The sequence below is a fragment of the Variovorax sp. PCZ-1 genome, assembly GCF_018413605.1.
In the GTDB taxonomy this organism is placed as follows: domain Bacteria; phylum Pseudomonadota; class Gammaproteobacteria; order Burkholderiales; family Burkholderiaceae_C; genus JANMDU01.
This window is the reverse complement of sequence record NZ_JAHCDN010000001.1, coordinates 83,416-107,407: the sequence shown is the minus strand read 5'-3', so window position 1 is coordinate 107,407 and position 23,992 is coordinate 83,416. Positions and strand designations below refer to the sequence as shown.

The 23,992-nt window shown below is 55.2% G+C and carries 31 protein-coding genes; 24 read left to right on the top strand and 7 right to left on the bottom strand.

Going from position 1 to position 23,992, the window contains the following annotated elements; translation table 11 throughout:
- Positions 1 to 3: 3 nt before the first annotated feature.
- Complete coding sequence (locus tag KIH26_RS00600; protein WP_213441443.1) at positions 4 to 903, top strand: hypothetical protein; 900 nt, start codon at positions 4 to 6, stop codon at positions 901 to 903.
- Positions 904 to 1,031: 128 nt separating this feature from the next.
- Here KIH26_RS00600 and KIH26_RS00595 read toward each other — a convergent pair whose 3' ends face one another.
- The gene (locus KIH26_RS00595) at positions 1,032 to 1,841 is read right to left on the bottom strand and encodes a helix-turn-helix domain-containing protein (RefSeq protein ID WP_213441441.1); all 810 of its coding nucleotides are present in this window, start codon (positions 1,839 to 1,841) and stop codon (positions 1,032 to 1,034) included.
- 102 nt (positions 1,842 to 1,943) lie between these two features.
- On the opposite strand from KIH26_RS00595, the gene KIH26_RS00590 reads away from it, so the two are divergent.
- From KIH26_RS00590 to KIH26_RS00565, 6 genes are all read left to right on the top strand, one after another.
- Entirely contained in the window at positions 1,944 to 2,231 is a 288-nt protein-coding gene (locus KIH26_RS00590) for a hypothetical protein (protein WP_213441439.1), read from the top strand.
- A complete protein-coding gene (locus KIH26_RS00585; protein WP_213441438.1) occupies positions 2,228 to 2,614 on the top strand; it encodes a DUF6713 family protein in 387 nt (128 codons plus the stop codon). The genes KIH26_RS00590 and KIH26_RS00585 overlap by 4 nt, the downstream gene beginning before the upstream one ends.
- Before the next feature lie 188 nt (positions 2,615 to 2,802).
- The gene (locus KIH26_RS00580) at positions 2,803 to 3,798 is read left to right on the top strand and encodes a DMT family transporter (protein ID WP_213441436.1); all 996 of its coding nucleotides are present in this window, start codon (positions 2,803 to 2,805) and stop codon (positions 3,796 to 3,798) included.
- On the top strand, positions 3,795 to 4,556 hold the full coding sequence (gene tsaB, locus KIH26_RS00575) for a tRNA (adenosine(37)-N6)-threonylcarbamoyltransferase complex dimerization subunit type 1 TsaB (RefSeq protein WP_213441434.1): 762 nt from the start codon (positions 3,795 to 3,797) through the stop codon (positions 4,554 to 4,556). The genes KIH26_RS00580 and tsaB overlap by 4 nt, the downstream gene beginning before the upstream one ends.
- On the top strand, positions 4,553 to 5,053 hold the full coding sequence (gene rimI / locus KIH26_RS00570) for a ribosomal protein S18-alanine N-acetyltransferase (protein WP_213441432.1): 501 nt from the start codon (positions 4,553 to 4,555) through the stop codon (positions 5,051 to 5,053). Before tsaB ends, rimI begins: the two co-directional genes overlap by 4 nt.
- Positions 5,050 to 6,009, top strand: a complete 960-nt coding sequence (locus KIH26_RS00565; RefSeq protein WP_213441430.1) for a uracil-DNA glycosylase — start codon at positions 5,050 to 5,052, stop codon at positions 6,007 to 6,009. The genes rimI and KIH26_RS00565 overlap by 4 nt, the downstream gene beginning before the upstream one ends.
- On the opposite strand, the gene KIH26_RS00560 is transcribed toward KIH26_RS00565, so the two are convergent.
- The 4 genes from KIH26_RS00560 to KIH26_RS00545 all read right to left on the bottom strand — a co-directional run bounded on the left by KIH26_RS00560 (position 5,965) and on the right by KIH26_RS00545 (position 8,653).
- Positions 5,965 to 6,786: an HvfC/BufC N-terminal domain-containing protein gene (locus KIH26_RS00560; protein ID WP_213441428.1), complete on the bottom strand. Its 822-nt coding sequence runs from the start codon at positions 6,784 to 6,786 to the stop codon at positions 5,965 to 5,967. The two genes, KIH26_RS00565 and KIH26_RS00560, sit on opposite strands and share 45 nt — an antisense overlap.
- Positions 6,783 to 7,667 carry an MbnB/TglH/ChrH family RiPP precursor modification enzyme gene (locus KIH26_RS00555; protein ID WP_213441427.1) on the bottom strand — a complete coding sequence of 295 codons (885 nt, stop codon included), beginning with the start codon at positions 7,665 to 7,667 and terminating at the stop codon, positions 6,783 to 6,785. The genes KIH26_RS00560 and KIH26_RS00555 overlap by 4 nt, the downstream gene beginning before the upstream one ends.
- Before the next feature lie 48 nt (positions 7,668 to 7,715).
- Complete coding sequence (locus tag KIH26_RS00550) at positions 7,716 to 7,997, bottom strand: BufA1 family periplasmic bufferin-type metallophore (RefSeq protein ID WP_213441425.1); 282 nt, start codon at positions 7,995 to 7,997, stop codon at positions 7,716 to 7,718.
- Positions 7,998 to 8,125: 128 nt separating this feature from the next.
- Positions 8,126 to 8,653, bottom strand: coding sequence for a TlpA disulfide reductase family protein (locus KIH26_RS00545; protein ID WP_213441423.1), 528 nt, complete (start codon positions 8,651 to 8,653; stop codon positions 8,126 to 8,128).
- A 74-nt stretch (positions 8,654 to 8,727) separates the two neighbouring features.
- On the opposite strand from KIH26_RS00545, the gene KIH26_RS00540 reads away from it, so the two are divergent.
- From KIH26_RS00540 to KIH26_RS00500, 9 genes are all read left to right on the top strand, one after another.
- On the top strand, positions 8,728 to 9,306 hold the full coding sequence (locus tag KIH26_RS00540; protein ID WP_213441421.1) for a sigma-70 family RNA polymerase sigma factor: 579 nt from the start codon (positions 8,728 to 8,730) through the stop codon (positions 9,304 to 9,306).
- Between the two features lie 9 nt (positions 9,307 to 9,315).
- The gene (locus KIH26_RS00535) at positions 9,316 to 9,540 is read left to right on the top strand and encodes a zf-HC2 domain-containing protein (protein ID WP_213441418.1); all 225 of its coding nucleotides are present in this window, start codon (positions 9,316 to 9,318) and stop codon (positions 9,538 to 9,540) included.
- 91 nt (positions 9,541 to 9,631) lie between these two features.
- Positions 9,632 to 11,143, top strand: a complete 1,512-nt coding sequence (locus tag KIH26_RS00530; protein ID WP_213441416.1) for a class I adenylate-forming enzyme family protein — start codon at positions 9,632 to 9,634, stop codon at positions 11,141 to 11,143.
- Complete coding sequence (locus KIH26_RS00525; RefSeq protein WP_213441414.1) at positions 11,140 to 12,126, top strand: Bug family tripartite tricarboxylate transporter substrate binding protein; 987 nt, start codon at positions 11,140 to 11,142, stop codon at positions 12,124 to 12,126. Before KIH26_RS00530 ends, KIH26_RS00525 begins: the two co-directional genes overlap by 4 nt.
- Before the next feature lie 21 nt (positions 12,127 to 12,147).
- Positions 12,148 to 12,648: a MaoC family dehydratase gene (locus KIH26_RS00520; protein ID WP_213441412.1), complete on the top strand. Its 501-nt coding sequence runs from the start codon at positions 12,148 to 12,150 to the stop codon at positions 12,646 to 12,648.
- On the top strand, positions 12,645 to 13,124 hold the full coding sequence (locus KIH26_RS00515; RefSeq protein WP_213441410.1) for a MaoC family dehydratase: 480 nt from the start codon (positions 12,645 to 12,647) through the stop codon (positions 13,122 to 13,124). The genes KIH26_RS00520 and KIH26_RS00515 overlap by 4 nt, the downstream gene beginning before the upstream one ends.
- Positions 13,124 to 14,032: an HpcH/HpaI aldolase/citrate lyase family protein gene (locus KIH26_RS00510; RefSeq protein WP_213441408.1), complete on the top strand. Its 909-nt coding sequence runs from the start codon at positions 13,124 to 13,126 to the stop codon at positions 14,030 to 14,032. The genes KIH26_RS00515 and KIH26_RS00510 overlap by 1 nt, the downstream gene beginning before the upstream one ends.
- 29 nt (positions 14,033 to 14,061) lie before the next feature.
- Positions 14,062 to 14,796: an IclR family transcriptional regulator gene (locus tag KIH26_RS00505; RefSeq protein ID WP_213441406.1), complete on the top strand. Its 735-nt coding sequence runs from the start codon at positions 14,062 to 14,064 to the stop codon at positions 14,794 to 14,796.
- A 146-nt stretch (positions 14,797 to 14,942) separates the two neighbouring features.
- The gene (locus KIH26_RS00500; RefSeq protein WP_213441404.1) at positions 14,943 to 15,434 is read left to right on the top strand and encodes a hypothetical protein; all 492 of its coding nucleotides are present in this window, start codon (positions 14,943 to 14,945) and stop codon (positions 15,432 to 15,434) included.
- Between the two features lie 2 nt (positions 15,435 to 15,436).
- On the opposite strand, the gene KIH26_RS00495 is transcribed toward KIH26_RS00500, so the two are convergent.
- Complete coding sequence (locus KIH26_RS00495) at positions 15,437 to 16,222, bottom strand: helical backbone metal receptor (protein WP_349627829.1); 786 nt, start codon at positions 16,220 to 16,222, stop codon at positions 15,437 to 15,439.
- Positions 16,223 to 16,494: 272 nt separating this feature from the next.
- Here KIH26_RS00495 and rbp point away from each other — a divergent pair, with 272 nt between their 5' ends.
- The 5 genes from rbp to KIH26_RS00470 all read left to right on the top strand — a co-directional run bounded on the left by rbp (position 16,495) and on the right by KIH26_RS00470 (position 20,143).
- Positions 16,495 to 17,019, top strand: coding sequence for an RNA-binding regulator (rbp, locus tag KIH26_RS00490; RefSeq protein WP_213441400.1), 525 nt, complete (start codon positions 16,495 to 16,497; stop codon positions 17,017 to 17,019).
- A 139-nt stretch (positions 17,020 to 17,158) separates the two neighbouring features.
- On the top strand, positions 17,159 to 18,139 hold the full coding sequence (locus KIH26_RS00485) for a hypothetical protein (RefSeq protein WP_213441398.1): 981 nt from the start codon (positions 17,159 to 17,161) through the stop codon (positions 18,137 to 18,139).
- Between the two features lie 54 nt (positions 18,140 to 18,193).
- Positions 18,194 to 18,643: a Crp/Fnr family transcriptional regulator gene (locus KIH26_RS00480; RefSeq protein ID WP_213441396.1), complete on the top strand. Its 450-nt coding sequence runs from the start codon at positions 18,194 to 18,196 to the stop codon at positions 18,641 to 18,643.
- Positions 18,644 to 18,653: 10 nt separating this feature from the next.
- Positions 18,654 to 19,214, top strand: a complete 561-nt coding sequence (locus KIH26_RS00475) for an adenine phosphoribosyltransferase (protein WP_213441394.1) — start codon at positions 18,654 to 18,656, stop codon at positions 19,212 to 19,214.
- A gap of 140 nt (positions 19,215 to 19,354) precedes the next feature.
- Positions 19,355 to 20,143 (top strand): outer membrane lipoprotein, encoded by a 789-nt coding sequence (locus KIH26_RS00470; RefSeq protein WP_213441393.1) that lies wholly within the window; start codon positions 19,355 to 19,357, stop codon positions 20,141 to 20,143.
- 105 nt (positions 20,144 to 20,248) lie between these two features.
- On the opposite strand, the gene trxA is transcribed toward KIH26_RS00470, so the two are convergent.
- Positions 20,249 to 21,160 carry a thioredoxin gene (trxA, locus tag KIH26_RS00465; RefSeq protein WP_213441391.1) on the bottom strand — a complete coding sequence of 304 codons (912 nt, stop codon included), beginning with the start codon at positions 21,158 to 21,160 and terminating at the stop codon, positions 20,249 to 20,251.
- A gap of 58 nt (positions 21,161 to 21,218) precedes the next feature.
- Here trxA and purE point away from each other — a divergent pair, with 58 nt between their 5' ends.
- The 3 genes from purE to KIH26_RS00450 are packed head-to-tail and all read left to right on the top strand — an operon-like array spanning position 21,219 to position 23,972.
- A complete protein-coding gene (purE, locus tag KIH26_RS00460) occupies positions 21,219 to 21,710 on the top strand; it encodes a 5-(carboxyamino)imidazole ribonucleotide mutase (protein ID WP_213441389.1) in 492 nt (163 codons plus the stop codon).
- Positions 21,707 to 22,930 (top strand): 5-(carboxyamino)imidazole ribonucleotide synthase, encoded by a 1,224-nt coding sequence (locus KIH26_RS00455; RefSeq protein WP_213441387.1) that lies wholly within the window; start codon positions 21,707 to 21,709, stop codon positions 22,928 to 22,930. The genes purE and KIH26_RS00455 overlap by 4 nt, the downstream gene beginning before the upstream one ends.
- Positions 22,920 to 23,972, top strand: a complete 1,053-nt coding sequence (locus KIH26_RS00450; protein WP_213441385.1) for an L-threonylcarbamoyladenylate synthase — start codon at positions 22,920 to 22,922, stop codon at positions 23,970 to 23,972. The genes KIH26_RS00455 and KIH26_RS00450 overlap by 11 nt, the downstream gene beginning before the upstream one ends.
- The last annotated feature ends 20 nt before the right edge of the window (positions 23,973 to 23,992 follow it).

Below are 23,992 nucleotides of genomic sequence, written 5' to 3'. Positions count from 1 at the left end.
CAAATGAGAATCTCCAAGCGAGAAATTGCTGAAATCGTAAGAGAAGCAGGTGCGATGGGCATTCACGGAAAACGCCTTGATGTATCCAAGACTATCGACAATTTACGCGACAAGTTGCGCTTGGATATAGAAAGCCATATGCAACCGTACATGGTGTTGCTTACCGAAGCCGTTCAGAGCCTTATTCATCTTGAGCAGCATTTATTTTCTCGCCCATTGAATCAAGATTCTTCGCCATTTGCGCTGCAGATTTCTAGAGTCCGCAGCGAGGCTGTTGCACTACAACAAGTCATTGCAATAGGTCAGGAAGCTGCAGCAGGCGTGTTAGGGCGATCACTGTTTGAAGCTATTGAGGTTGCAATGGCTGTTTCTATTGATGATGATTTTTCTCGCCGTTTTCTATGCGATGAAGATCAAGATAAGTTCTGGAAAAGCCACATAGGCTATGGACACATTTACAAAAAAGTGTCGGCTTTTCTGGTGGCAACGGGTGACTCTCCAGAGGAAGTTACCGCGTATATCGATTTCCACAAACAGATTAAAAACTTGCTATCTGGTCATGTTCATTCTGCAAACCGGCTTGCATTTCGATCGGCGTGTGTGCCAGCGTTAGCTAACCCAGGTAACTTTACAATTGGTCAGCTTGGCGCACTTAGTATTCACGCGCCACATCTTTGTCTCATTGTGGCGGAAGAAATTTCTTTATTCACTAGGAAGTGCCTAGTATTGACAATCATCCCAGAGCCACCTGTGCCGTTTGCGCACAATAAGCCCCGCAGATCATTTGATGCTTTTCTCATTTCAGTTTATGTGCTTCAGTCATTGATGACGAAGTATGGCCCAGAGCTTCATGAGCGTTACATCAAACTCATTGAATCTGCAGGTTTTTATAGCGCGGACTGAGCCAAGCGCGAAAAGGCCACGGCTGTGATTGGGTTGTCTCACGCAGCGAAATAAAGGGGGAGACGGCGAAGCCGGCGGAGGACATTCGCGGAGTGGGACAGCCCAAGCGCAGCCGTGGCCGCTCTCAGCTAACGCACATTCGCATGAACAACAGAGCGCGTTAAATCATCCGCTGCAAACACATGCTCCACACGCAATGAAGCGAGCGTGATGTCTTGCGGCGTACCAAACGTAGAAAACATGCTGAAGAAAGCGAGCTCGCCGTATTGCGTGGCGAAGCGGGTGGTGAGCACGGGAGCCATTTGCCTAGGCCATTGTGCGAGAAATTTTTTACCCAAGCGTTTTTGAAACTGCGCAGCAAGCAGTTCAACGCGCTCTGAAATTTCGGGCATCACGCTGGCATCGTCTCGCAGATGAGCGAGGATGGCGGGGGCGACTTCTTCTAGATTGGTGATGTTCTTCGTCATGCCCTCGGGATGCAGAAAAGAATCGAGCAAATTGATAGGCTGATCAAGAGGCAAGTCAGCTAGCGCAGGCATGAGCGCGCCAGCCATCCAGCGCGCGCCTCGGTTCATTTGCAACACATTCCAAGCGGCATCCATCACCATAGCGGGCATGGGATCATGCGCGGCGAGCAGGCGGCCAAGTGACTCGCGCACGGGGGCAAGCACGGCATCGCCCAGCTCGCTACCGCGATACACGGGCGCAAAACCCGCTTGCTGCAAAGCCACATTGCGCACAGCCAGCGGCGCCTGCAGCTCTTGCAGCCAAGCCAGCAGCAGCTCACGGCTAGGCTGCGCGCGGCCACTCTCCACAAAGCTCACATGCCGCTGGCTCACGCCCATGCGCAGCGCCAACTCAAGCTGGCTGATGCGCTTGGATTTACGCGCGGTTTGCAGAGTGTCTCGCAAGGAAGGTTGCAGGGTCGGTGTATCCATGCCTTCATTGAATCACAGCTTGACGCATACGCAATTACCTCAGACGTAATTGCATTCATTCAGTGCGCCGCGCACACTGAAGGCTCATTGAAAGGACATCCTATGAGCAAAGCACTTTTGATCGTTGTACTCGTACTCTTTGGCGCGTTGAGCGCATACACCTTAATGCACTATGGAGGCTTGCTGACTTGGCTGGCTTTTTACACGCGTGATCCCGCGAGCTGGCAAATTTTTGCGGATTTGATCATCGCGATGTGCTTGCTCTTGGTATTTATCAAACGCGATGCAGAGGCCACAGGCCGCCCCTTCTGGCCTTGGGCGATTTTTTCCATCACCTGCGGCTCGTTTGGCCCATTGCTGTATTTCATCACGCGCAAGAAGAGCGCATGAAAGCCTCCACTGCTCTGACGCAGCTCATGCTCGCCCTGCTCTTTGCCCACGAGCTGGATGCCATGACGCAATCTGAATGGCGCTTGCTGTATGTGCTGCGCAGTTTGAATGACGAACAGGGCAGATGGTGGTTTGTGGCGATCCATGTGCCGCTCTTTTGGGCGCTGATTGCGCTCACGCATCACCCCCAAGCGGGTGTGCAGCGCGTGAGCCGCTTGGCATTCGCTGCGTTTTGCATCGTGCATGCGCTGCTGCATTGGCGTTTGGCCAACGATCCACTCTCCACATTCAACTCGCCGCTCTCGTGGAGCTTGATACTTGGCGCGGCTGTGCTGGGCGTTGCGTATTTAGCCTTTACATTGCGAAATGATCCGAAGATGTGAGTTTCTCCAGACCTGACTCATCAAAAGTTTACCAACAGGCCTCGGCTGTGATTGGGTTGTCTCCCGAAGTGAAATAAAGGGGGAGACGGCGCAGCCGGCGGAGGACATTCACGCAGGGGGATAGCCCAAGCGCAGACGTGGCCGCTCTATCCGAACGAAGCACGTCCGCAAGCAACGATAATCAAGGGATGGACTTTCTGAAACGGCTTACGCCTAGAACCATTGGCATAGCCTCAGCAGTGATCACGATTGCGATTTGGACATCGTTTATCGTGGTGGCGCGTTTTATGGCATTAAAGTCGCTCACGCCGCTGGATATCGTGCTGTGTCGCATTGTGGGCGCGGCTTTGGTGCTTTTGCCTTGGGGCTATTTCTTCGTGCGCAAGATGCGCGCAGAAAACCCGAATGCGATCACTTCGCTCTGGATCTCGCCCTTGCCTTTGAAGCTCACCGTCACGCTGGGTTTGTTTGGCGGCGTGGGTTATGCGGTGCTGGCTTACAGCGCATTCACGTTTGCACCGGCTGCGCATGGCTCGGTGTTGATGCCGGGGCTGCTGCCTTTGACGACAGCGCTGCTCTCTGTCTTGCTGCTGGGTGAAGTATTGAACAAAGGCCGCAAGCTGGGGCTGCTGCTGATTTTGAGCGGCGGTTTGCTCGTCGGTGGTGCATCGCTTTGGCAGGCATATGCGGATTCAGCGAGTGGCTCCCAGGTGTGGAAGGGTGATGTGCTCTTCGTCACCGCATCGAGCTGCTGGGCTTTCTACACAGTGCTTTGCAGAAAGCATAAGCTTGAAGCCGTGCCGACCACGATTGCGGTGATTGTGTTTTGTGTGCTGGCGTATCTCCCGCTGTATGCGCTGCTCGTGGGCACGGGTGTGCTCGTGAGCAAGCTTTCCACTGCACCGCTGTGGGAAATTCTTTTCCAAACCTTCTGGCAAGGCATGGGCTCGGTGGTGATCTCGGGCATCACCTTCACGCAGATGATTCGCTACTTTGGCCCGGTGCGCAGCACCATGCTCACGGCCATCGTGCCGGGGCTCTCGGCTTTGGGGGCTGTGATCTTCCTCGGCGAGCCGCTGGGCTTGAATTTGATTCTGGGCTTGGCCTTGGTCACTTTGGGCATCGTCGTCGGTGTGCGCGCGGCATCTGTGCCCGCGCCCGTGGCAGGAGCCGTGAAAGCATGAAGCTGCTGGCTTTTGATTGCTCTACAGAAACTTTGAGCATCGCTGTACAAAATGGAGGCCAAGTCTTCAGCTACGACGGCGCAGGCGGGGCGCAGGCTTCGAGCACGATGATTCCGGCGATTGAGAAGCTGATGCGCGAAGCAGGTTTGCAATACGCGCAGCTTGATGCACTGGTGTTTGGCCGAGGCCCCGGCTCGTTCACCGGGCTGCGCACGGCTTGCTCGGTAGCGCAGGGCTTGGCCTTTGGCGCTGGTATCAAGGTGCTGCCGGTAGATACGCTGCTGGTGGTGGCGCAAGAGGCTCAGTTGCTGCTTGAGGCAAGCGGGCAGGCGCACTCGCGCATCGTAGCCGCGCAACCGAAGCGCATCGTAGCCGCGCTGGACGCACGCATGGGCGAAGTGTATGCGGATTACTATGAATTCAATAGCACTTCACGCAGTATCTATGCCGGCGAACTGCTTAAAAAGCCTCAAAATCTTTTGGACAAACTGGATTCTGTGCCTACGCTGATCGCCGGTAATATCCGCCCCGCTCTGGATGCGCAACTCAGTGAAGCTGCGTTGGCTTTGCCTTTCATTCAAGCCCTGCCTACCGCAAGGGCGCTGCTGAAACTCGCGCCATCATTGATCGCCGCTGGCGGACTGCATGATGCCGAGCATGCCCTGCCCTTGTATATCCGCGATAAAGTGGCCTTGACCACCCTTGAGCGGGAGGCTCAAAATACAGGCCGTGAGCGCGAAGCTCACAATAAGCCATGAGCGCCCAGCCCTCCATCCTCCCATCTGCCTACGCCAGCCTCTTCCCGCAAGAGGCCAGCTTCATGCCGATGAACGCGGATGACTTGGCCGAGGTGATGCATGCCGAGCGCGAGGCTTATCTCTGGCCTTGGAGCGAAGGCAATATCAAAGACAGTATCAACAGCGGCAATTGCTGCCAGACCTTGCGCGGCAACCAGGGCGAGCTGCTGGGCTACTACATCGCGATGCCTGGCGTGCAAGAAGTGCATTTGCTCAACATCACCGTGGTACCCGCATACCAACGCCAAGGCTGGGCACGCGTGATGCTAGACAACCTGCACGATTGGGCGCGCGAGCAGCATGCGCAATGGGTGTGGCTGGAGGTGCGCATCAGCAACGTGCGCGCTATTGGTATTTACGAACAATACGGCTTTCGCCGCGTGGGTGTGCGCAAGGCTTACTATCCACTGGACGGTTTGCAGCGCGAAGACGCGATTGTGATGAGCAACCAGCCATGAGTGACACTTCTTTTGACTACTCGCTTGATGAGCGCCAACGCACGATGTTGGAGGCCATGGGCATCAAGCTGTGGCTGCCTGATCATGAGGCTGCACCTTCGCTCGCACCTACTCCCACAGCCGATCCGCAAGCAGCTGTAGAAACAGTTCAGAAACCAGTTACCGCTGAGAATTTAGAGCCAAAACAGCCTCTCGCCGGCATAGAATCTGCGCAGCGCGCTATTAAAAACATAGTGTTTGCCGAGCAAATCCTTGAGCCCACACCTACAGCCCTCGCACTCTCACCCCGCCCCGCAGGCATCGAGCAGATGGATTGGCCTGCATTGCAAAGCGCTGTGTCTGGCTGCCAAGCCTGCGGCCTGTGCCAGTCGCGTAAGAACACCGTGTTTGGCGTGGGCCAAGCCCCAGCGGATTCAGCACACGCCCCGCAAGTGGATTGGCTCATCGTAGGCGAAGCGCCTGGTGAGAACGAAGATGCGCAAGGCGAGCCCTTCGTCGGTCAAGCCGGCAAGCTGCTGGACAACATGCTCGCTGCGATGCGAGTCGGTGAGAACGGCAAAGGCCTCTCACGAAGCCAGGGCGTGTACATCGCCAACGTGCTCAAATGCCGCCCGCCCGCGAACCGCAATCCTTCACCAGAAGAAGTGGCGATGTGTGAGCCCTATCTCGCGCGGCAAATCGAGCTGCTGCGCCCGAAAATCATTTTGGCCATGGGCAAGTTCGCCATCTCCACGCTGACTGGCAGCAACGATCCTGTCGGCAAACTGCGTGGTCGCGTCCATACGCTCAAGCACGCCAGCTTGCAGCTCCCCGTGATCGTCACTTACCACCCCGCTTACCTGTTGCGCAACCTGCCCGACAAAGCGAAGGCTTGGGCGGATTTACTGCTCGCCATGCAGACTTATCGCGAGCTATCGAACCCCAATGAGCAAGCCAGTTTGCACACTGATCGATAGCCAAGCGCTGAAATCAAAATCTGCGGCTTGTGCCATCGCCGCATCCAGCGCTTGAGATAAAGAATGGCCATCAAGAGTGGCTTCAATCAAAGCAGCTGATGCAGCATCTGTGCGCTCAAGCATCGGTCGAAAACCTCGCCGCCAGATCAGCGCAGTTTGCGCCTCACCGTTGGAAATTTGTTCACGCGCTGCCCCATGCAGATCGCTTGCTCGCGCATCGTGCAACTTCACCAGCGCCACCACGGGATAAGCGCTGCGCAGCAAAGCGCATCCGGGGCTGAATTGCAATCGAAGCTGCGCAGGATCTTGCGTGGCCAAGCGTTGAAAGCTTTCAGCATCCAGCACAGCATCGCTGGCGGTAGCGGCCTGATGCAGCGCCCACTCCACGCGAGCCACATCAGGCAGATACGCATGCTCAGCCAGCAGCGCTTGCAATGCTGGCACTTGCGATAAAAATGCTGCCAGCTCACCACCCCACTGCGCCAAATCACCGCGCACAGGCGGCATGGCTTGCCAAAAATCTTGCGCGAGATGCGAGAAATTCTCTTCGCCTAAAAGCTGCTGCAGCGTGGGATAACTGGCCTGCAAGGCTTGCACACTCAGCTCTTGTGCATTCGCACGGTATGCGCGCAACCCGCGCAAGGCAGAAGCAGAGTTTTTTAAGGAAATATGGCCATTCGCCGGCATAGAATCTGCGCAAGATGCTATTAAATCAATAGTATTTAAGTGCAGTAAATCCAACAGCGCTGTTTGTTGTGCGGCTAATTTAGCGCTCATGTTTGCGCCTCTTGAACGATCAAGTCTGCCTTGCTGGCATGCGCGAGCAACACATCCAATTCAGGCACATTCGTATCCCACTCAATCAGCGCGGGCATATCGCCAAAGCGCCGCACGGCATGCGCATACAGTTGCCACACCTCATCACACACCGCGCTGCCATGATCATCAATGACGATGTCTTCCATCTCGCAATGGCCGGCCAAATGCATTTCGCCCACGGCGTTTGCAGGCAGCTCATCCAAGAAAGCAAAGGCTTCGCGCAAAGCCAATGCGCGATCTCGTGGCAGACCATTTTGTGAGTTCAGCGAATTCACAAACACGTTGTTGACATCCAAAAGCAACTTGCAGCCCGTGCGCTTAATCAGTTCACTCAAAAATTGAGTTTCAGAAAAATCAGCCTGCGCATATTGCACATAAGCGCTCAAATTCTCTACCAGCAGAGGCCGCTGCAAACGCTCTTGCACGCGCTGCACATTCGCACACAGCACGGCGAGCGAATCATGCGTGAATGGAATTGGCAGTAAATCAGCTGCATGCAGCATCTGACCCCCGCCGCGTTCATCTGAACGATGGCCTCGCGCAAAGCAAGCATGATCGCTCACGCGCACGGGCTCAATGCGCTGCACGAGCGATGCGAGTTGATCCAGATGCCATTCATCAATACCCAACGCTGAGCCGAGTGACAAGCCCACACCATGCAGGCTGATCGAGTAATGCTCTCGTGCAGCTTGCAAAGTGGCTAAAGCAGCGCCACCAGCCGGCGCGCCAAATCCAAAGAAATTCTCAGAATGCACTTGCAGAAAGCCCACAGCAGGGCGCTGCTCCAGCACAGCGGCATAGTGCGCATGCCGCCAACCGATGCCTGCATGCGTTCGCATACTTATAAAAACAAGCCGCAAGTCATCGGAATAAAGGCATTATAAAGATCAGCTCTTCTTGTCCATCGCCGCTTTTTTGGCTTGATCAGCCGTCATGCCTTTCATGGAAGCGCATGTGCCAGCGGCCACATATTTCCATTCGCCCTTGTCGTTATCCACTTTGGATTGGCCAGCGCAGGAGTGCGTGCCTGCCAAATTGGCGCAATCGTTTTGGCCTGCTTTGGCAATGCCATAGCATTTTTCTTTGGCCTGTGCCATAGCCGGCGTAGCGAGGAAAGTGGTGCTGAGCAAGGTGGCGGCGGCAGCCGCAATCAGGGCGCGTTGGTTCATGAGATTCTCCAAAAATGAAAGAAATGAAGCTTGGCTGATCAGCCATCAACCTGATCGCTGGCCAGCCATAACTCTGTCAAGTCATGGCGCACAATTCTTACGGATGCGCCTTAATTTCTCATCAAAAATCACAACAGCTCCGCAATATCGTCCCAAACGTCGGCGGGTATGCGGCCTTGATAGCGCTTGACGACCTCCCCTTTTTTATCAATGACAAAAGTTAATGGTAGTGTCGTGGCCGTGCGGTTTTTCATCACTTCTGTCGTCCCCAAGTTGTCCTGGTAACTTGGATCAAAGGACCACAGTTGCGTCAGGCGCTCCTTCAAGGGCACGGATTTATTGATGATCGCGTTGTAGCTGTCCACATCGCTCATGCGGCGATCTGCACTGATAAGTACCAAGGTGAAAGGCTGGCCTTGCCAACCTTTGGCGTTTTCGCGCAACTCTCGCATTTTGTCGCGACACACTGCGCAATCGGTGGCCCAAAACATCACGAGCACCACTTTTCCTTTCTGCTTGGCCAGATCAAAGGCCTGGCCATCCAGGGTCTTGCCAGCGATTTGGATATTTTTTTGCCATGGTGCTTGGGCATGGACGAAGCCAGGAAAGCACAATGCAGCCAAAGTGAACACGATAGATAAGAAACTTTTGTGCATCTGATCACTCCTTGAATTGCGTAAAGACAAATTCGTCTCCAAATGATGGTAAAAACTTACAACAGGAAAAACCAATGAGCTTTGAAAACGAGGTCGCTGAGCAGCGCAACTATTTGCTGAAATTTGCCCGCCTGCAATTACGCAACGATGCTTGGGCAGAAGATGCCGTCTCAGAAACCCTGCTGGCCGCTATTGCCAAGCCTCAAGCTTTTGGCGGCAAAGCGCAGCTTCGCACTTGGCTGGTGGGTGTTTTAAAACACAAGGTGGTGGACACACTGCGCGCTAATTTGCGCGAGCCTAATGTGGCTGATATGCGAGCTCATGCGGAGGAAGACATGAGCGAAGGTGATTTGATCGACGCGATTGGCTTCAAGCAAGATGGCCATTTTGCGGAAAAACCAGCGGAATGGGGCAACCCCGATCAAGATCTATCTCAGCACCAATTCATGGCAGTGATGGACGCCTGCATTGCCAAATTGCCCGCCACACAGGGCCGGCTGTTTCTCATGCGCGAATGGCTGGAGCTCGACGCTGATGAAGTGTGTAAGACTCTGAACATCACCTCGACCAACCTGTATGTGCAGCTGCACCGCGCCCGCCTGAAGCTGCGCGAATGCCTGCAACTCAATTGGTTTGGTCAACAAACTGCCTAAGGTTCACGGATGAATTACCCGCTTCGCCGTAGTTGCAAAGAAGTCGCCCATATGGTGGTGGCCATGCAAGACAAGTCCTTGAGTTTGAAAGAGGCGGCCGAGATGCGCCTGCATATGGCCATCTGCAAGGCCTGCCCTGGCTTTGAAAATCAATTTCTCACCATCAGCAGCGCTATGCGGCAGTGGCGCAACTACACTGGCGAAGAAGACACCGGCAACGGCAAAAGCTCTTGATGGCTTGAACAACCGCTTCTTTCTCATTTCACGTATGTGAAATCAACGCAGAAATGCTCCTGATCAGGGGGAGCATTTCTAGAATCAGTTCATGCAAGTCATTGAACTGTTTGATGCGGGCTGCGCACGCAATCCAGAGCAGATCGCCTTTATCGAAGGCGATCGCAGCGTGAGCTTTGCGCAGGCCAAGCGCATCACCGAGCAATTGGCACAAGCTCTTTTAGGAGCAGGCATCGCGCCGGGTAGCCATGTGGCGGTGTATGCACGCAATGGCATCGAGCCCTTCCTCTGTGTGCTGGCGCTGCTGCGCGCAGGTATGGTGTGGCTGCCGATCAATCCGCTGGAAGGTGAGGCATCCAATAAACGTTTGCTGCAGCGTTTGGATTGCACACTTTTATGGGCGCAACCTGGCTTTGAGATTACCGCCTCCGAAGGCCAAAGCGTTTGGAAGCTCGACATCTCTTCTTTGGATGAACTCGTGGCCTTGCATGCACGCGGGCAAACCATGCCGCAAGTGTCTGACAATGCAATGGCGGCGATTTTTGCAACGGGTGGCACCACAGGCGAACCCAAGGGCGTGATGACCAGTCATGCCAACTTCACCGCGTTTTGCACGCACCGCGAATCGGCTGTAGAAACCAGCCTTGGCGTATTTCTTGCCGCAGCCCCCATGACGCATGTCACAGGCCGATTGGCCTTGGCTGCTTTGTATTGGGGCGACACGGTGGTAGTGATCCCTCGCGCAGAGCCCGCGCTTGTGCTCGATGCGGTGGAGCGTTACCGCGTCACAGATATTTTCTTGCCGCCCACTGTGATCTATCGCTTGATGGATTTGCTCGATACACAGCCCCGAGATTTGTCTTCAGTGAAGCAATTGAGTTATGGCGCGGCGCCGATTCTCGTGTCTCAGCTCAAGCGCGCCCTCAAGCTCTTTGGCCCGGTGATGACGCAGGGCTATGGGCAAACCGAAGCGCCCATGCATATGGCGCGGCTTTCTCCCGAAGATCATTATCAGAATGGCCAAATTGCGGATGACAAGCGCCTATCCAGCTGCGGTAAAGCCACAGGCGCGGCTGAGCTAGCCATCATGGATACGCAAGGCAAGCTGCTACCCGCGGGAGAAGTAGGCGAAGTCGTCGTGCGCGGCGGCATTGTGATGCAGGGTTACTACAAGAATCCAGAAGCCACGGCTGCCGCATCACGTTTCGGCTGGCATCACACAGGTGATCTGGGCTGGCTGGATGCCGAGGGCTTCCTACACATCGTTGATCGTCTCAAAGACATGATCATCAGCGGTGGCTTCAATGTGTATGCCGCAGAGGTTGAGCAAGCTTTGATGAGCAACGCAGATGTACAAGATTGCGCTGTGTTTGGCATACCCGACCCCGATTGGGGCGAGGCCGTGATTGCGGCTGTGATGCCCAAGGCCAATATCGCCATTGACACTGGCCTACTCAAATCGCAAGTCAAACAACAACTGGGTGCGATCAAAACACCCAAACACATCCATCTGCTGGATGCGCTTCCGCGCAACCCGGCAGGCAAGGTACTCAAGCGCGTATTGCGCGAACGCTTTCAACCCAGCAAGGAAACTTCCTTATGAATTCCTCTACCCAACTCCCTTCCCCCACACGCCGCCAGTTGATAGCGGCGGGCGCACTGGCCACAAGCAGCATCTTGCCCGCCGCTGCGCAAGAGGGGCCTTATCCCAACAAGCCTTTGAAGTTCGCGGTGGCTTTTGGTGCGGGTAGCGCCGCAGACGTGGTCGCACGCTTCGTTGCCAACTACATCACCAAAACCACGGGCCAGCCCGTGGTGGTGGAAAACAAGGTCGGTGTCAACGGTGTCTTGGCCGCGCAATTCCTCGCGCTTTCGCCGCCAGATGGCTACACCGTGTTGATCACCACACAAGCGCAGGTGACCAATCCGAGTTTTTATAAAAAATTGCCCTTTGATACGGTGGCAGATTTCTTACCCGTCTCCACCATCGGTCGCGGCGCTCTGGTCATCGTGTCGCCACCAGACTTCCCAGCCAACAATGTCCGTGAATTGATTGCCTTGCTCAGACAAAATCCCGGCAAAACTTCTTATGGTTATGGCAATGCCTCCAGCCGCGTGGGCCCCGAGCTGTTCAAGATGCAGACCAAGACCTTCATGTTGCCGATTCCGTATCGCAGCATGCCGCAGGCCATCACAGATCTGATTGGCCGGCAAGTGCAAGTGGCGTGGGCAGATCCTGTAACGGGCTTGGGGCAAGTCAAAGCCGGTAAGCTCAAAGCACTGGGCGTGACATCCAGCCGCCGATTCCCCACCGCGCCCGAGATTCCCACCGTAATTGAGCAAGGCGTGCCCGGCCACGAGATCTATGCTTGGACAGGTGCTTACTTACCTGCCAAAACACCGCTACCCATTGCCGCACGGCTCAATGAGCTGGTGCAAGCAGCGATCAAATCTGATCCGGGTTTCTTCGAAAAATTTTCAGGTGAAGGCTTCCCACAATCGTTACCTGAGATGGCCAAATTTCAAACGGCTGAGTTGACCCAGTGGGCGAGGGTCGCAAAGAATGCAGGCATCGAAGCTGAATAAGTTTCTGAGAGCGAACGCACCATGACCACACCCGAAAAAATGAAGGCCGCAGTCACTTGGCACAAAGGCAACTACTTCAGCGCCTACACCGAAGGCCAGCGCTTCGAGCATCACTGGGGGCGCACTGTGAATGAGGCCGACAACGCTTTGTTCAACACGCTCACCTTGCACTTCAACCCCATCTATTTCAATCAACCGTTTGCGAAAGAGCATGGGCACGACAACACGCCGATCAATCCGCTCTTGGTGTTCAACACTGTGCTCGGCTTATCAGTGGAAGACTTGAGCGAAGCCGGCGGCCCTTTCTTAGGCATTGATGATCTGACTTATGGCGTGAGCGTCTATCCCGGTGACACGCTCACGGCCGTGAGCACCACGACTGCTGTGCGCGAAAGCGAATCACGCGGGGGCGCAGGCATCGTGACTTGGCGCACCGAAGGCTTCAATCAGCGCGGCGAAAAAGTGGTGGCGTTCACGCGCAGCAATTTGGTGCGCAAATCCTCCACGGGGAGCTTCAAATGAAAACCTCAGCTCTGAGCAGCCGCCACAATTACTTTGAAGCCTTCACCGCAGGTTTAGTGATTCGCCATGCACGCGGCAAAACCATTGATCTCACAGAAAACGTTTTGTTGACTAATCTCGTGATGAATTCTGCAGACGCACATTTCAACGAGCAGAAAATGAAAGCCAGCCCGTTTGGCAAAGCGGTGAGCTATGGCGGTGTGAACCTGTCGATTTGTATTGGCCTAGCCGCGCAAGACACGGCCGAGCAAGCCTTGGCAGAGTTGGGCTTGGACAAGATTCGCTTCACCGCGCCTGTGTTTCATGGCGATACCTTGCATGCCTACAGTGAAGTGCTTGCCGTGAACGAATCAGATCGCGCCGATGCGGGCATCGTGCATTTCAAGCATTGGGCGATCAATCAGTTTGACAAAGTTGTCTGCGAAGGCGAGCGCCGTGTGCTGCTCAAACGAATCAGCCATTGGGGAGACAAATAATGTCACGCATTCACCGCCCACGCCGCGTGCAGCTCGCTGTGCCGGCATCTAACGAAAAAATGATGGCCAAGGCCGCGCTCAGTGCGGCAGATCATGTGTTTCTTGATCTGGAAGATGCCGTCGCACCACGCGAAAAAGTGGCCGCGCGTGCCAAAGCCGTTCACGCGCTGACGACGCATGATTGGACCAACAAAACGCGCTGCGTGCGCATCAACGACATTGCCACCGCTTGGTGCCATGACGATGTGATCGAAGTCGTCACAGGTGCACATACGCACCTAGACACCATCATGCTGCCCAAGGCCAATCGTGCCAGCGATGTTTTGTTTTTGGACACACTACTCGGGCAATTAGAAAAGAAACTCGGCCTCACCAAACGCATTGGCATTGAAGTGCTGATCGAAGAAGTGGATGGCTTGATCAATGTGGATGAAATCGCGCGCGCCAGTGATCGAGTCGAAGCGCTGATCTTCGGTATGGGCGATTACTCAGCCAGCCACGGCGTGCATGTGCAAGCATTGCGTGAAGACGGCTACTATCCTGGCGATTTGTGGGCTTGGCCGCGCTGGCGCATCGTGATGGCCGCACGCTCGGTGGGCATCCACGCAATTGATGGCCCGTATCCCAACCTCGGCAATGAACGCGGCTATGCCGATGAATGCAGAAAATGCTTGGCGCTCGGCATGTGGGGCAAATGGGCGCTTCATCCCAATCAAATTGCCTCGGGCATGGAAGTGTTCAGCCCGAAAGTGGAAGATGTGAAGCGCGCACGTTCGATGGCAGCGGCCTATACGGAAGCAGAAAAGCAAGGTTTGGGCGCGATTGAGCTGGATGGTGTCTTCGTTGATGCCGCCACGATACGTGTGATGTCCAACACGCTGTCGAAAGCCGATTTGTACAGGATGTAAGCTAGGGTTTTTATGCTTCTTGGCCAACGATGAGCGACGGCATTGTTAAATCCGCAGCTCGGGCACTAGATGTGCTCGAGTATTTTGCCAATCGGCGTGAGCCTGCGGGTTTGACCGAGCTGGCCGATGCACTCGGCTACCCGCGCTCGAGCACCTCGGTACTGTTAGCGAGCCTCGTCAAGATGGGGTATCTGCGGCAAGACGCGCATACACGCCAGTTCATGCCTACGCCACGCGTTGCTCTGCTGGGCGCATGGATCGAGACCGATACTGGCGTGACGGAAACGCTTTACCGCCTGCGTGAGCTCACGGGGGAGACGGTGATCTTGGCGCAGCGTAATGGTTTGGATGCGCAATACATTCAAGTGCTGGAATCAACAGCTGATATTCGCTTGATTTTGCGCATGGGCACCAAGCGCCGCTTGGTGCGCGCCAGCACCGGGCATGTGTTACTTGCTGCAATGAGTGATGCTGAAATTCACCGCATTTTGAGAAAGAGCAACAACGAAGCGCCAGAGGTTCAGCAAGTCCCTCAACGTGATCTCATGCATGCCATCAACATCGTCCGCGCTCAAGGCTATTGCATTGCACAGAGTTCTTATACGTTGGGTGGCACGGTGATGGCAGCTCGCTTGCCTACTTCGCCAGATTCTGTGCCTATGGCTGTTGGCGTTGGCGGCCCCACCGAGCGGCTTCTTGCCGCGCAAGACAAAGTGCTGCGCGCGTTTGAGGCTGTGGGCATCAAGATCGCGCGACGCTGCTAGGCCTAGTGCTCCTCTGATTTCACAAATGTGAAATTGTAGGCAAAGTAGATACAAAGCGGCTCCTCGCAAAGTACGATCCAGCCACTAAAAATACTGCATCACTGCCGCTTCGAACAGCAGCTTGACTTCGAACAAAGGAAATGAACATGTTGGGTCTTTCAATGCTTGGATTGGTTCACACTTTGGTGAGCCTTGTTGCTTTGGCCAGTGGCTTCTGGCTCCTGCTCAAATACCGTGAAATCACATCGCGCACAACGCTAGGGCGTGTCTATTTGATAACAACAGCCATCACTGCACTCACGGCTTTCGGCATCTTCAACCAAGGTAAGTTCGGCCCGGCTCATGCTTTGGCTGTGCTGACTTTGCTGGCCTTGGTTGCTGGCCTCATCGTTTCCAGCGCAGGACTGTTCAAAAGCTGGACGCGCCATGCGCAAGCCGTTTGTTATTCAGCCACGATCTTGTTCCACATGATTCCTGGTGTGACCGAAACACTGACGCGCCTGCCTGCCACACGCGCCAACTTCCCCAATCCAGAAGCGGCAGGCTTTAAGCCCATTTATGGCGTGCTTTTGCTGTGCTTTATCGTTGGCCTGATTTTTCAACTGCGCTCTTTCAAGAACTCGCCAGAAGCAAAGTAAGCTTATCGCGTGGCGAGCTGCGCCAAATAAGCCAAGCCTTTGGCGCTGCGACTGCCATACCAGCTGAGCATTTCGCCATCGACCAGTTGCACTTGTGCTTGAGGTAACCAAGCTTTTACTTCGTTCATGTGGTCAGCATCGAAGCGATACGGCTCGCTTGAAAGCAAAACGCGGCGCACATCTTTGAGCCCAGGCTCATCGCCAATAAGTTTGGGATACCGCGCAGCACCCGTTTCTCCGCCCTCAACCTCCGGCCATGTTTGCCAACCAATCAAGGCAAGCATGCGGCTGATATACGTGTCTCGCGCTACGGTCATCCATGGATCTCGCCAGATCAGATAGAGCACGCGCTCATTGTGCTTAGGCATGGCTTGAATTCTGCTCAAACCTAGATTTATTTGCCGTTTTAGCTCATTCGCCGGCGTATTCATTGCGTGGATTGCTTCTGAATTCATAGCGAATGCGGCGAGCAACTGATCGATCAATGCGATGTTGTCTTGCGGCGAGAGCGGATGCGTCACGATCACATGCGGCACGAATTCACGCAAAGCTTCAACAGTGAGTAAGGTGTTCTCATCGACATTCACGATCACATGCGTACAGCCAAGTTTTTTGATCTTCGCCAGATTCACGTCTTTCGTGCCGCCTACCTTAGTAATATTCTTCACAGTCTCTGAGGGATGAATACAAAACCCTGTTCGACCCACCAAATAAACGCCCAGCCCCAAATCCACCAAAAGCTCGGTGATGCTGGGTACAAGACTGACGATGCGTGGCGCAGAAGTCACAAAACAGCCTAAATACAAAGGTTTTTCATGCCAGTTCCCGGCTTTGGGGGGAAAACTTTGACAGTTTGCGATTCTGGCTCATAATCCCAAGGGTGTAGATGTTTTTTCTTACGGGTTCATCCGTGATCAGAAACCTTTGCTCAGGTTAGGTGTCGGAACAGCAAGTACAGCTCGAACTATTTATGCAGTGCTCAGGACTCCGTCGCTTTTTTAGTTTTTTTAAATTGGAGTCCCGCGCTGATTAAGTGCTGGCATTGATAGGTAAAGACAAGATGGGTAATCGACTGTACGTGGGCAATCTGCCCTACACCGTGCGTGACAATGATTTGCAAACCGCTTTTGGCGCGTTTGGTTCCGTGACGAGCGCACGCGTCATGATGGAGCGCGACACTGGCCGCTCTAAGGGTTTTGGTTTTGTAGAAATGGCAGACGATGCCCAAGCGCAAGCTGCTATTGCTGGCATGCATGGCCAAGAGCTCGGCGGCCGCACTGTGGTTGTGAACGAAGCTCGTCCAGCAGAGGCTCGCCCTCCCCGTGAAGGCGGCGGTGGCTATGGTGGTGGCCGCGGTGGATACGGCGGTGGCGGCGGCGGTGGCCGTGGCCCTTACGGTGGCGGTGGCGGTAACGATGGTGGCTTCCGCAGTCCCTACGGTGGTGGTGGCGGTGGCGGTGGCGGTGATCGTCGCGGCGGCGGCGGAGACCGTGGTGGTTATGGCGGCGGCGGTGATCGCCGTGGCGGCGGTGGCGGCTACGGTGGAGACCGTGGCGGCAATGATCGCGGCTGGGGTAATAATTAATCACTCACAACACGCTCTGTTGTAAACGCAACAGACCTCAAGTGTGTGAAAGCGGACTTAAGTCGCAAAAACAGCCATTTTTTGGCTTTTTTGCGACAGTTTTCCTTGTACACAATGGTTTCAAGGTAAAAATTCACACATGGCTTGGTTCAATTGGTTCTCAGGTAAAAATAACAAACTCCCTGCTCACTCCAAGGGTGTAGCTACTGACGTTCTGACGTCTCAGCAGTTAGACAGCACACGCCCGATGATGGGCAGCAAATCTTCCAGCAGTTCCGCCCAGCCTGCAGCGGCAGCCTCCGCACAACGCCTCGAGCAGCGCCGCACGGAGCGCAATGCAAAACGCGAGCTATTGTTTCAAGTGGTCCGCGAATCGATGGTGCGTGTTGGCGTGCTGTCTTCCGCCTTCAAGTTCAAAGTGCTATCGCTGGATCAGCGCGGGCGCAGTTTCTTGGTGATGATCGAGCTTTCTGCTGAATTCAGTGGTGAAGTCGAAAAACTCGCCGAGATTGAAAACATGATTGCGCAAACGGCGCGTCATCGATTTGAAATCATTGTGCAAGCGGTGTATTGGAGGTATTTCAACGCTACTTCTGCACATTCATCTTCGCCAGCAAGTGCGCCAGCGCCATTGCTAGGCGCGCTTCAGGCACCGATATCACGCCCAGCGCCCTTATTCGGCATGGACGGCACGCCTGCCACTACCAGCACTTCCAGCGCGTATGCAGCAACACAGCCCTTACAAGTAACAAAAGCTGCAAGCTCCGCCGCCCCAAACATTACGGGCTCTTTCCCTATCATTGGCGCTACAGCCTCGCAAAAAGCTGCTGCAACCAAGCCTGTGCAAGAGGCTAAGCCGGGGCAAGAAGATCTGAGCGATGATGAGGTCGCGGCATTTCGCCGTGCCTTGGCAGCAGGTGCTGCACAAGGCGTGATGGCATCGGCTCCAAGCACAACACCGCGGCCAAATGCCCCAGCTGTAGCAGCCAAGGCAGCTGACCCCAGTACGCTTGACAAAGCACGCAGCAAGCTGTTGCTCACGGGCTATGAAGACACCGAGATGGCCGATGATGACCCGATGCCGGCTCTCAGCGGCACGCAATACGGCGAGCTGCGATAGCCCTCGAGCCAGTGACCAGTGGTCACTAGTCAGCCTCTACACCAGAAACCTCCCATGAACGTGCGCCAGCTTGTCGATGCGATTGCGGCGCTGGATGCAAAAGATGCGCTGCAGTGCCGCTTGGGGCATGATGGCTGGAAGCTGCTTGCACCCTATCTTGCAGTGAATTTCCTGCAGCCAGGCACCGTGCTGATCTCAGAGGGTAACAGTGATCGCATCCTCTATATCTTGGCTGAAGGCGAGCTTAAGGTTCAAGCGCGTGGCCACGATATTGCTCGCTTGCAACCCGGCACGGTGGTGGGCGAAGGGGCATTTTTTTCAGGTGAGCCGCGCAGCGCGACCATTTCTTCTGTCGGCAATGGTATTGCTTGGAGCCTGAGCTGGGAAAAATTTGAGGCCATGTCTGCCCAATACCCTAAGCTCGCCTTAGATCTGACGAAAGGCTTAGCGGCTGTGCTTGCTGTTCGCATGCGCGAAGCGATCTTGGTGGGGCAATTTGTGTGACACTTGCTGCATGGATTCACTGACCCACACCCTCTCCGACTTTCTGCGCCAACACATCCGTACTGTGCCCGACTGGCCAGAAAAAGGCGTGCAGTTCAGAGACATCACACCGCTCTTACAAAACCCACGAGTGTTTCGCGTGCTGATCGATGCTTTTGTGCACCGCTACATGGAAGGCGGCATGCGCCCCGATGTGGTGGCTGGCCTGGATGCGCGCGGCTTCATTCTCGGCTCGGTGATTGCTTATGAGCTGGGCTTGGGCTTTGTACCGATCCGTAAAAAAGGCAAACTTCCCTTTACGACTGTGGAAGAAACCTATGAGCTTGAATACGGCAGCGCCACCGTAGAGTTGCACACGGATGCTGTGAAACCTGGCCAGCGCGTGCTATTGATTGACGATCTGATCGCGACGGGCGGCACGATGATGGCAGGTAAAAAACTACTGGAAAAATTAGGTGCTACCGTCATGGAAGGCGCTGCTATTGTGGATTTACCAGAGTTGCACGGCTCGGCACGCTTGAAAGCGACAGGCCTGCCCTTGTTTACTTTGGTGGATTTTTCAGGGCACTGAAGTACAGCCCGCGGTGATCAACGCGGCATTGTGGTTTCGTGACTTCATTTACAAAACAGACACGATTCTTTGCCCAAAAAAGTAGGCAAAACACGTGTTGGAGGCGTTCAATGGGCTGATCAACTTCACAGAGGTTTCCCATGAACACACATCTAGCCGCTCCTGCCATTGCCAACACACCACCCGCTGCCTCCACCAAGCCACTTTGGGCTGCTGTGGGTGTGCTCAGCGTCTGCGTGCTGGCCATGGGTGCGACGCTGGTGCAAGTGAACAAGCGCCCAGAACCCCTTGCGCAGGCCTCGCTGCCCTTGACTTCAGCATTGGCCATGAGCACTCCTGCAACGCAAACATCACAACCCGCTCCTGCTGGCATGATCACCGAAGAAAAAATGGTGGAAAAGCCCACGGTTGCTGGCACAAAATCGACACAAGCTGCGCCCAAAGTCGTTGCAAAACCTGTTTCACAGCCTGCGCCCAAAGTATCAACGAGTAAGCCTGTAGCCGCGCCTGTTGTGGTTGCTCAAGCCCCTAACTCCCCTGCGCCAGAAGCCGCCTCTTTGCCTGCACCCGTTGCTACCAGCCAAGAATCCGCTAAACCCGTGTGCACGAGCTGCGGCACGATTGAAGCGGTCACGCCCATCACCAAAGAAGGCCAGGGCTCAGGCGTTGGCGTCGTCGCGGGTGGCGTGCTCGGTGGCGTGGTGGGCAATCAAATCGGTAAAGGCAATGGCCGCACCGTAGCAACTGTGCTGGGCGCTATCGGCGGCGGCGTTGCTGGCAATGCCGTCGAGAAAAACATGAAGAAGACCACGGTTTACTCTGTGCGCGTACGCATGGAAGACGGCAGCAGTCGCACGATTGAGCAGGCCACAGCGCCGACAGTGGGCAGCAAGGTGACATTGGATGGCAACACCATGCGCCCCGCTTGATCATCAAAATATCCAAATTCAAAAAAAAACGCCGTCAAAGACACGTGTCTTTGACGGCGTTGTTTTAAGTCTTGCTGTTTCTGACTGTCTTGTGTGCAAGCGCAATTAGCTCAAAACCACTGAGCTCAAGCGCCGACGATACGTGGCCACCACTGGATCATCGGGTGGAATTTGGCCTTCAGGCATTTTGGGTTTGGGCTGCTCAATCAGATCGAGCACGGCGATGTAGAGTTTGCGCGCTTTGCCTTCTGCGCCGCCTTCTTTGTCCCAGAGCTTGTCGCGCATGAGGATTTCCAGAAGTTCGTCCATGGCAGCGGTGTATTGGCCAGCTGCGATCAGAGCTTGGGCGAATGTGAATCGCGCAGAGAAATCGCGTTTGTTCGCAGCGATTTTTGCATCAAATATGGCTTTCGCCGGCGTGATATCTTCGCGAGCAGCTACTGAATTCATAGCATCTAACAGCATCTGTATGCTTTCATAGCGGCGCACCACACTCACTTTGGGAAGTGCTGGCTTGAAGATGATGTGAGCTGCTGCCACATCGCCAGACAACAGCAGCGCTTGGATGTAGTTGAACCGTGCGTTATCGTCATCGGGCGCTTTGTCCAGAGCCTCTTTGAGCGCGCTGAGCTGGTCTTGCGCAGTGGCTTCTTGCTCAGGCTCCTCTTCCACTGCCGCAGGCTGCTCTTCAGCGGCCGGCAAGTGCTTATCGAGAAAAGCTTTGAGTTGGCTCTCAGGCAATGCGCCCATGAAACCATCGACCGGCTGACCGTTGATCATCAAGATACAAGTGGGAATACTGCGGATGCCGAAAGCGGAGGCGAGCTGCTGCTCTTGGTCGGAATCGATTTTGACGAGCTTGAAGCGGCCTGCATACTCCAGTTCTAGCTTTTCCAGCATCGGGCCGATGGTTTTGCAAGGGCCGCACCAAGGTGCCCAGAAATCGAGCAGCACGGGAGTGGTGTTGGAGGCTTCGACGACTTCAGTCTCGAAATTGGCAAGGGTCACGTCAATCATGGCAGTGGCTAATTTGTGGGTATACAAGTAGATAGGGGCTGTTGCTTACAATCCAAGGATGACAGCAACAATCAAAATCGGTGTGGTGATGGGTTCCAACTCGGATTGGGACACGATGCAACACGCTGCGCAGATTCTCACAGATTTTGGTGTTCCTCATGAATGCCGAGTCGTCTCCGCCCATCGCATGCCGGATGCTATGTTTGCTTACGCGGAAAGCGCCTCTGGCCGTGGCCTACAAGCCATCATTGCTGGTGCGGGCGGTGCAGCACATTTGCCAGGCATGCTGGCTGCAAAAACGACGGTACCCGTACTCGGCGTGCCCGTGGCTTCCAAGCACCTGCAAGGTGTCGATTCGCTGCATTCGATTGTGCAAATGCCCAAGGGAATTCCAGTCGCAACTTTTGCGATTGGCTCAGCAGGCGCAGCAAATGCGGCTTTGTTTGCAGTGGCGATGCTGGCTTTGCAGGATGCTACGCTGGCGAAAAAATTGAATGATTTCCGTGCGGCGCAAACGAAGGCCGCGACAGATATGAAGGTGGGCGTATGAGCACGATTCTCCCTGGCGCTACTCTGGGCGTGCTCGGCGGTGGTCAGTTGGGCAAGATGTTTGTGCAGGCAGCGCAGCGCATGGGTTATTTCACGGCTGTGCTCGATAAAGACCCGATCAGCTCGGCGGGTGCCGTGGCGCACTATCACATCCAAGGCGGCACTGATGATGAAGCTGCACTGGCTCAACTCATGCAGCGCTGCGCGGCGATCACCACAGAGTTTGAGAATGTGTCTGCGCCTGCGATGGTGACGCTGGGCAGCCAACGCGTGGTATCGCCCAGCGCAGATTGTGTAGCGATTGCGCAAAACCGTATCGAAGAAAAAACCATGCTCGCACAAGCGGCTAAAGCTTCTGGCAATGCACATGCAGGGCCAGTGCCTTTCATTGCCGTGGAAAAGATGATCGACATCACCGGTGCGCCCGACGAGTGCTTTCCCGGTTTGCTCAAAACTGCGACGCTAGGCTACGACGGCAAAGGCCAAGTGAAGGTCAGCACACGCTCGCAAGCCAGTATCGCATTCAAGCAATTGGGCGGCGTGCCCTGCGTGTTGGAGCAACTTGCGCCTCTGGCTGCCGAATGCTCTGTGGTGCTCGCGCGCAATGCAGATGAGCAAGTGGTGACACTGCCTGTGGCTCGCAATGTGCACGTCGATGGCATCTTAGCCAGCAGCGAGATTTACGAAGGAAATCTGCCGTTCGCCGTTATAGAATCTGCGCAGAGTGCTGCGAAATTAATAGCAGAGCAATTGCAGTACATCGGCGTGTTGTGCGTAGAATTTTTCATCCTCAAGGATGCCGCTGGTGGCGTGAGCGATGCGAGTGAGCTTCGCGTCAACGAAATTGCACCGCGCCCACACAACAGCGGGCATTGGAGCATCGAGGGCTCTAGCGTGTCGCAGTTTGAGTTGCAAGTGCGCACGCTTTGCGGCTTGCCTTTGGCGCAACCTGTGCAATTGGCCAGCAGTGTGATGTTGAATTTATTGGGCGATATCTGGTTGGACGAAGCGGGCAACGAGACCACGCCAGACTGGGCTGCTGTACTGGCTTTGCCTGGCGTTTCTTTGCATTTGTATGGCAAAGCCGGTGCACGCAAAGGTCGCAAAATGGGGCACATCACGATTACCGGCTCTAACCCCGAAATCGCAGGCAGCGTAGCGCAGGAAGTAGCGCAGACTCTTGGCCTCCCCTATTCGCCCACGATGCTGGATGTCGCTTGAGATCATGGCTGATTTGAGTGTGCTGGATGGGGCCAAGCGCATTGCCGCTGGCGAGCTACTCGCCTTTCCCACCGAGACGGTGTATGGCCTCGGCGCTAACGCTGCAAGCGATGCTGCAGTCGCCAAAATCTTCGCAGCCAAGGGCCGGCCAGCAGATCATCCGCTGATCGTGCATGTCAGTGATGCCGCGTCGGCTTTGCACTTTGCTTGCGCGATCCCAGATTTTGCGCAACGCTTGATGACCGCTTTTTGGCCAGGGCCGCTGACCGTCATCGTGCCGCGTAAGAGCGGCGTTGCAAGCGCAAGTGCAGGTGGGCAAGATTCGATTGGCCTGCGCTGCCCGGCTCATCCTGTTGCGCGCGAGCTGCTTGCAGAATGCGCCAAGCTCGGTGTCATGGGCGTATCCGCCCCCAGCGCCAACAAATTCGGTAAAGTCAGCCCCACCACAGCGGCACATGTGAGGGCCGAGTTTGGCGATGCTGTGCCCGTGCTCGATGGTGGCGCATGCGATGTCGGCATCGAGTCCACCATCATCGACTGCACACGCGGCGCACCCGTGTTGCTGCGCCCCGGTGTGCTCACGCCAGCGCAGCTTGAGGCTGCAATGGGGCAGGCTTTGCTATCAAATAATGAGCATTCTGCGCAGGATACACGCCGGCAAGATGCTGAAAATACTCCGAAAACTACTCAAAAGAGCGATCTTCAGCAACCCGCCCCCAGAGCCTCCGGTACACTGGCTTCGCACTACGCACCGCGAGCACCGTTGCGATTGATGGATGCCAAAACCCTGCAAACCGCGCTTGATCTCCTAGGCAGCGAAGGCAAAAACATCGCCGTCTACGCCAGAGCGCCGCTCCAAGCCAAAAGCACTCATATCATCCTGCGCCGCATGCCGCAAGACGCGATGAGCACCGCGCAGCAGCTCTTTGCCGTGCTGCGCGAATTCGATGCCCAAAACGTGCGCCTGATCTGGGTCGAAACCGTTCCCGAAGATGCTGCTTGGGATGGTGTGCGGGATCGCCTTCAGCGCGCTGCTGCTTGAGGCAAAGCGGCGCGGTTAAG

Excerpts from the sequence above, each read along its gene's own strand:
- KIH26_RS00600 (WP_213441443.1), top strand. The coding sequence starts at position 4 with ATGAGAATCTCCAAGCGAGAAATTGCTGAAATCGTAAGAGAAGCAGGT.
- KIH26_RS00595 (WP_213441441.1), bottom strand. The coding sequence starts at position 1,841 with ATGGATACACCGACCCTGCAACCTTCCTTGCGAGACACTCTGCAAACC.
- KIH26_RS00590 (WP_213441439.1), top strand. The coding sequence starts at position 1,944 with ATGAGCAAAGCACTTTTGATCGTTGTACTCGTACTCTTTGGCGCGTTG.
- KIH26_RS00585 (WP_213441438.1), top strand. The coding sequence starts at position 2,228 with ATGAAAGCCTCCACTGCTCTGACGCAGCTCATGCTCGCCCTGCTCTTT.
- KIH26_RS00580 (WP_213441436.1), top strand. The coding sequence starts at position 2,803 with ATGGACTTTCTGAAACGGCTTACGCCTAGAACCATTGGCATAGCCTCA.
- tsaB (WP_213441434.1), top strand. The coding sequence starts at position 3,795 with ATGAAGCTGCTGGCTTTTGATTGCTCTACAGAAACTTTGAGCATCGCT.
- rimI (WP_213441432.1), top strand. The coding sequence starts at position 4,553 with ATGAGCGCCCAGCCCTCCATCCTCCCATCTGCCTACGCCAGCCTCTTC.
- KIH26_RS00565 (WP_213441430.1), top strand. The coding sequence starts at position 5,050 with ATGAGTGACACTTCTTTTGACTACTCGCTTGATGAGCGCCAACGCACG.
- KIH26_RS00560 (WP_213441428.1), bottom strand. The coding sequence starts at position 6,786 with ATGAGCGCTAAATTAGCCGCACAACAAACAGCGCTGTTGGATTTACTG.
- KIH26_RS00555 (WP_213441427.1), bottom strand. The coding sequence starts at position 7,667 with ATGCGAACGCATGCAGGCATCGGTTGGCGGCATGCGCACTATGCCGCT.
- KIH26_RS00550 (WP_213441425.1), bottom strand. The coding sequence starts at position 7,997 with ATGAACCAACGCGCCCTGATTGCGGCTGCCGCCGCCACCTTGCTCAGC.
- KIH26_RS00545 (WP_213441423.1), bottom strand. The coding sequence starts at position 8,653 with ATGCACAAAAGTTTCTTATCTATCGTGTTCACTTTGGCTGCATTGTGC.
- KIH26_RS00540 (WP_213441421.1), top strand. The coding sequence starts at position 8,728 with ATGAGCTTTGAAAACGAGGTCGCTGAGCAGCGCAACTATTTGCTGAAA.
- KIH26_RS00535 (WP_213441418.1), top strand. The coding sequence starts at position 9,316 with ATGAATTACCCGCTTCGCCGTAGTTGCAAAGAAGTCGCCCATATGGTG.
- KIH26_RS00530 (WP_213441416.1), top strand. The coding sequence starts at position 9,632 with ATGCAAGTCATTGAACTGTTTGATGCGGGCTGCGCACGCAATCCAGAG.
- KIH26_RS00525 (WP_213441414.1), top strand. The coding sequence starts at position 11,140 with ATGAATTCCTCTACCCAACTCCCTTCCCCCACACGCCGCCAGTTGATA.
- KIH26_RS00520 (WP_213441412.1), top strand. The coding sequence starts at position 12,148 with ATGACCACACCCGAAAAAATGAAGGCCGCAGTCACTTGGCACAAAGGC.
- KIH26_RS00515 (WP_213441410.1), top strand. The coding sequence starts at position 12,645 with ATGAAAACCTCAGCTCTGAGCAGCCGCCACAATTACTTTGAAGCCTTC.
- KIH26_RS00510 (WP_213441408.1), top strand. The coding sequence starts at position 13,124 with ATGTCACGCATTCACCGCCCACGCCGCGTGCAGCTCGCTGTGCCGGCA.
- KIH26_RS00505 (WP_213441406.1), top strand. The coding sequence starts at position 14,062 with ATGAGCGACGGCATTGTTAAATCCGCAGCTCGGGCACTAGATGTGCTC.
- KIH26_RS00500 (WP_213441404.1), top strand. The coding sequence starts at position 14,943 with ATGTTGGGTCTTTCAATGCTTGGATTGGTTCACACTTTGGTGAGCCTT.
- rbp (WP_213441400.1), top strand. The coding sequence starts at position 16,495 with ATGGGTAATCGACTGTACGTGGGCAATCTGCCCTACACCGTGCGTGAC.
- KIH26_RS00485 (WP_213441398.1), top strand. The coding sequence starts at position 17,159 with ATGGCTTGGTTCAATTGGTTCTCAGGTAAAAATAACAAACTCCCTGCT.
- KIH26_RS00480 (WP_213441396.1), top strand. The coding sequence starts at position 18,194 with ATGAACGTGCGCCAGCTTGTCGATGCGATTGCGGCGCTGGATGCAAAA.
- KIH26_RS00475 (WP_213441394.1), top strand. The coding sequence starts at position 18,654 with ATGGATTCACTGACCCACACCCTCTCCGACTTTCTGCGCCAACACATC.
- KIH26_RS00470 (WP_213441393.1), top strand. The coding sequence starts at position 19,355 with ATGAACACACATCTAGCCGCTCCTGCCATTGCCAACACACCACCCGCT.
- trxA (WP_213441391.1), bottom strand. The coding sequence starts at position 21,160 with ATGATTGACGTGACCCTTGCCAATTTCGAGACTGAAGTCGTCGAAGCC.
- purE (WP_213441389.1), top strand. The coding sequence starts at position 21,219 with ATGACAGCAACAATCAAAATCGGTGTGGTGATGGGTTCCAACTCGGAT.
- KIH26_RS00455 (WP_213441387.1), top strand. The coding sequence starts at position 21,707 with ATGAGCACGATTCTCCCTGGCGCTACTCTGGGCGTGCTCGGCGGTGGT.
- KIH26_RS00450 (WP_213441385.1), top strand. The coding sequence starts at position 22,920 with ATGTCGCTTGAGATCATGGCTGATTTGAGTGTGCTGGATGGGGCCAAG.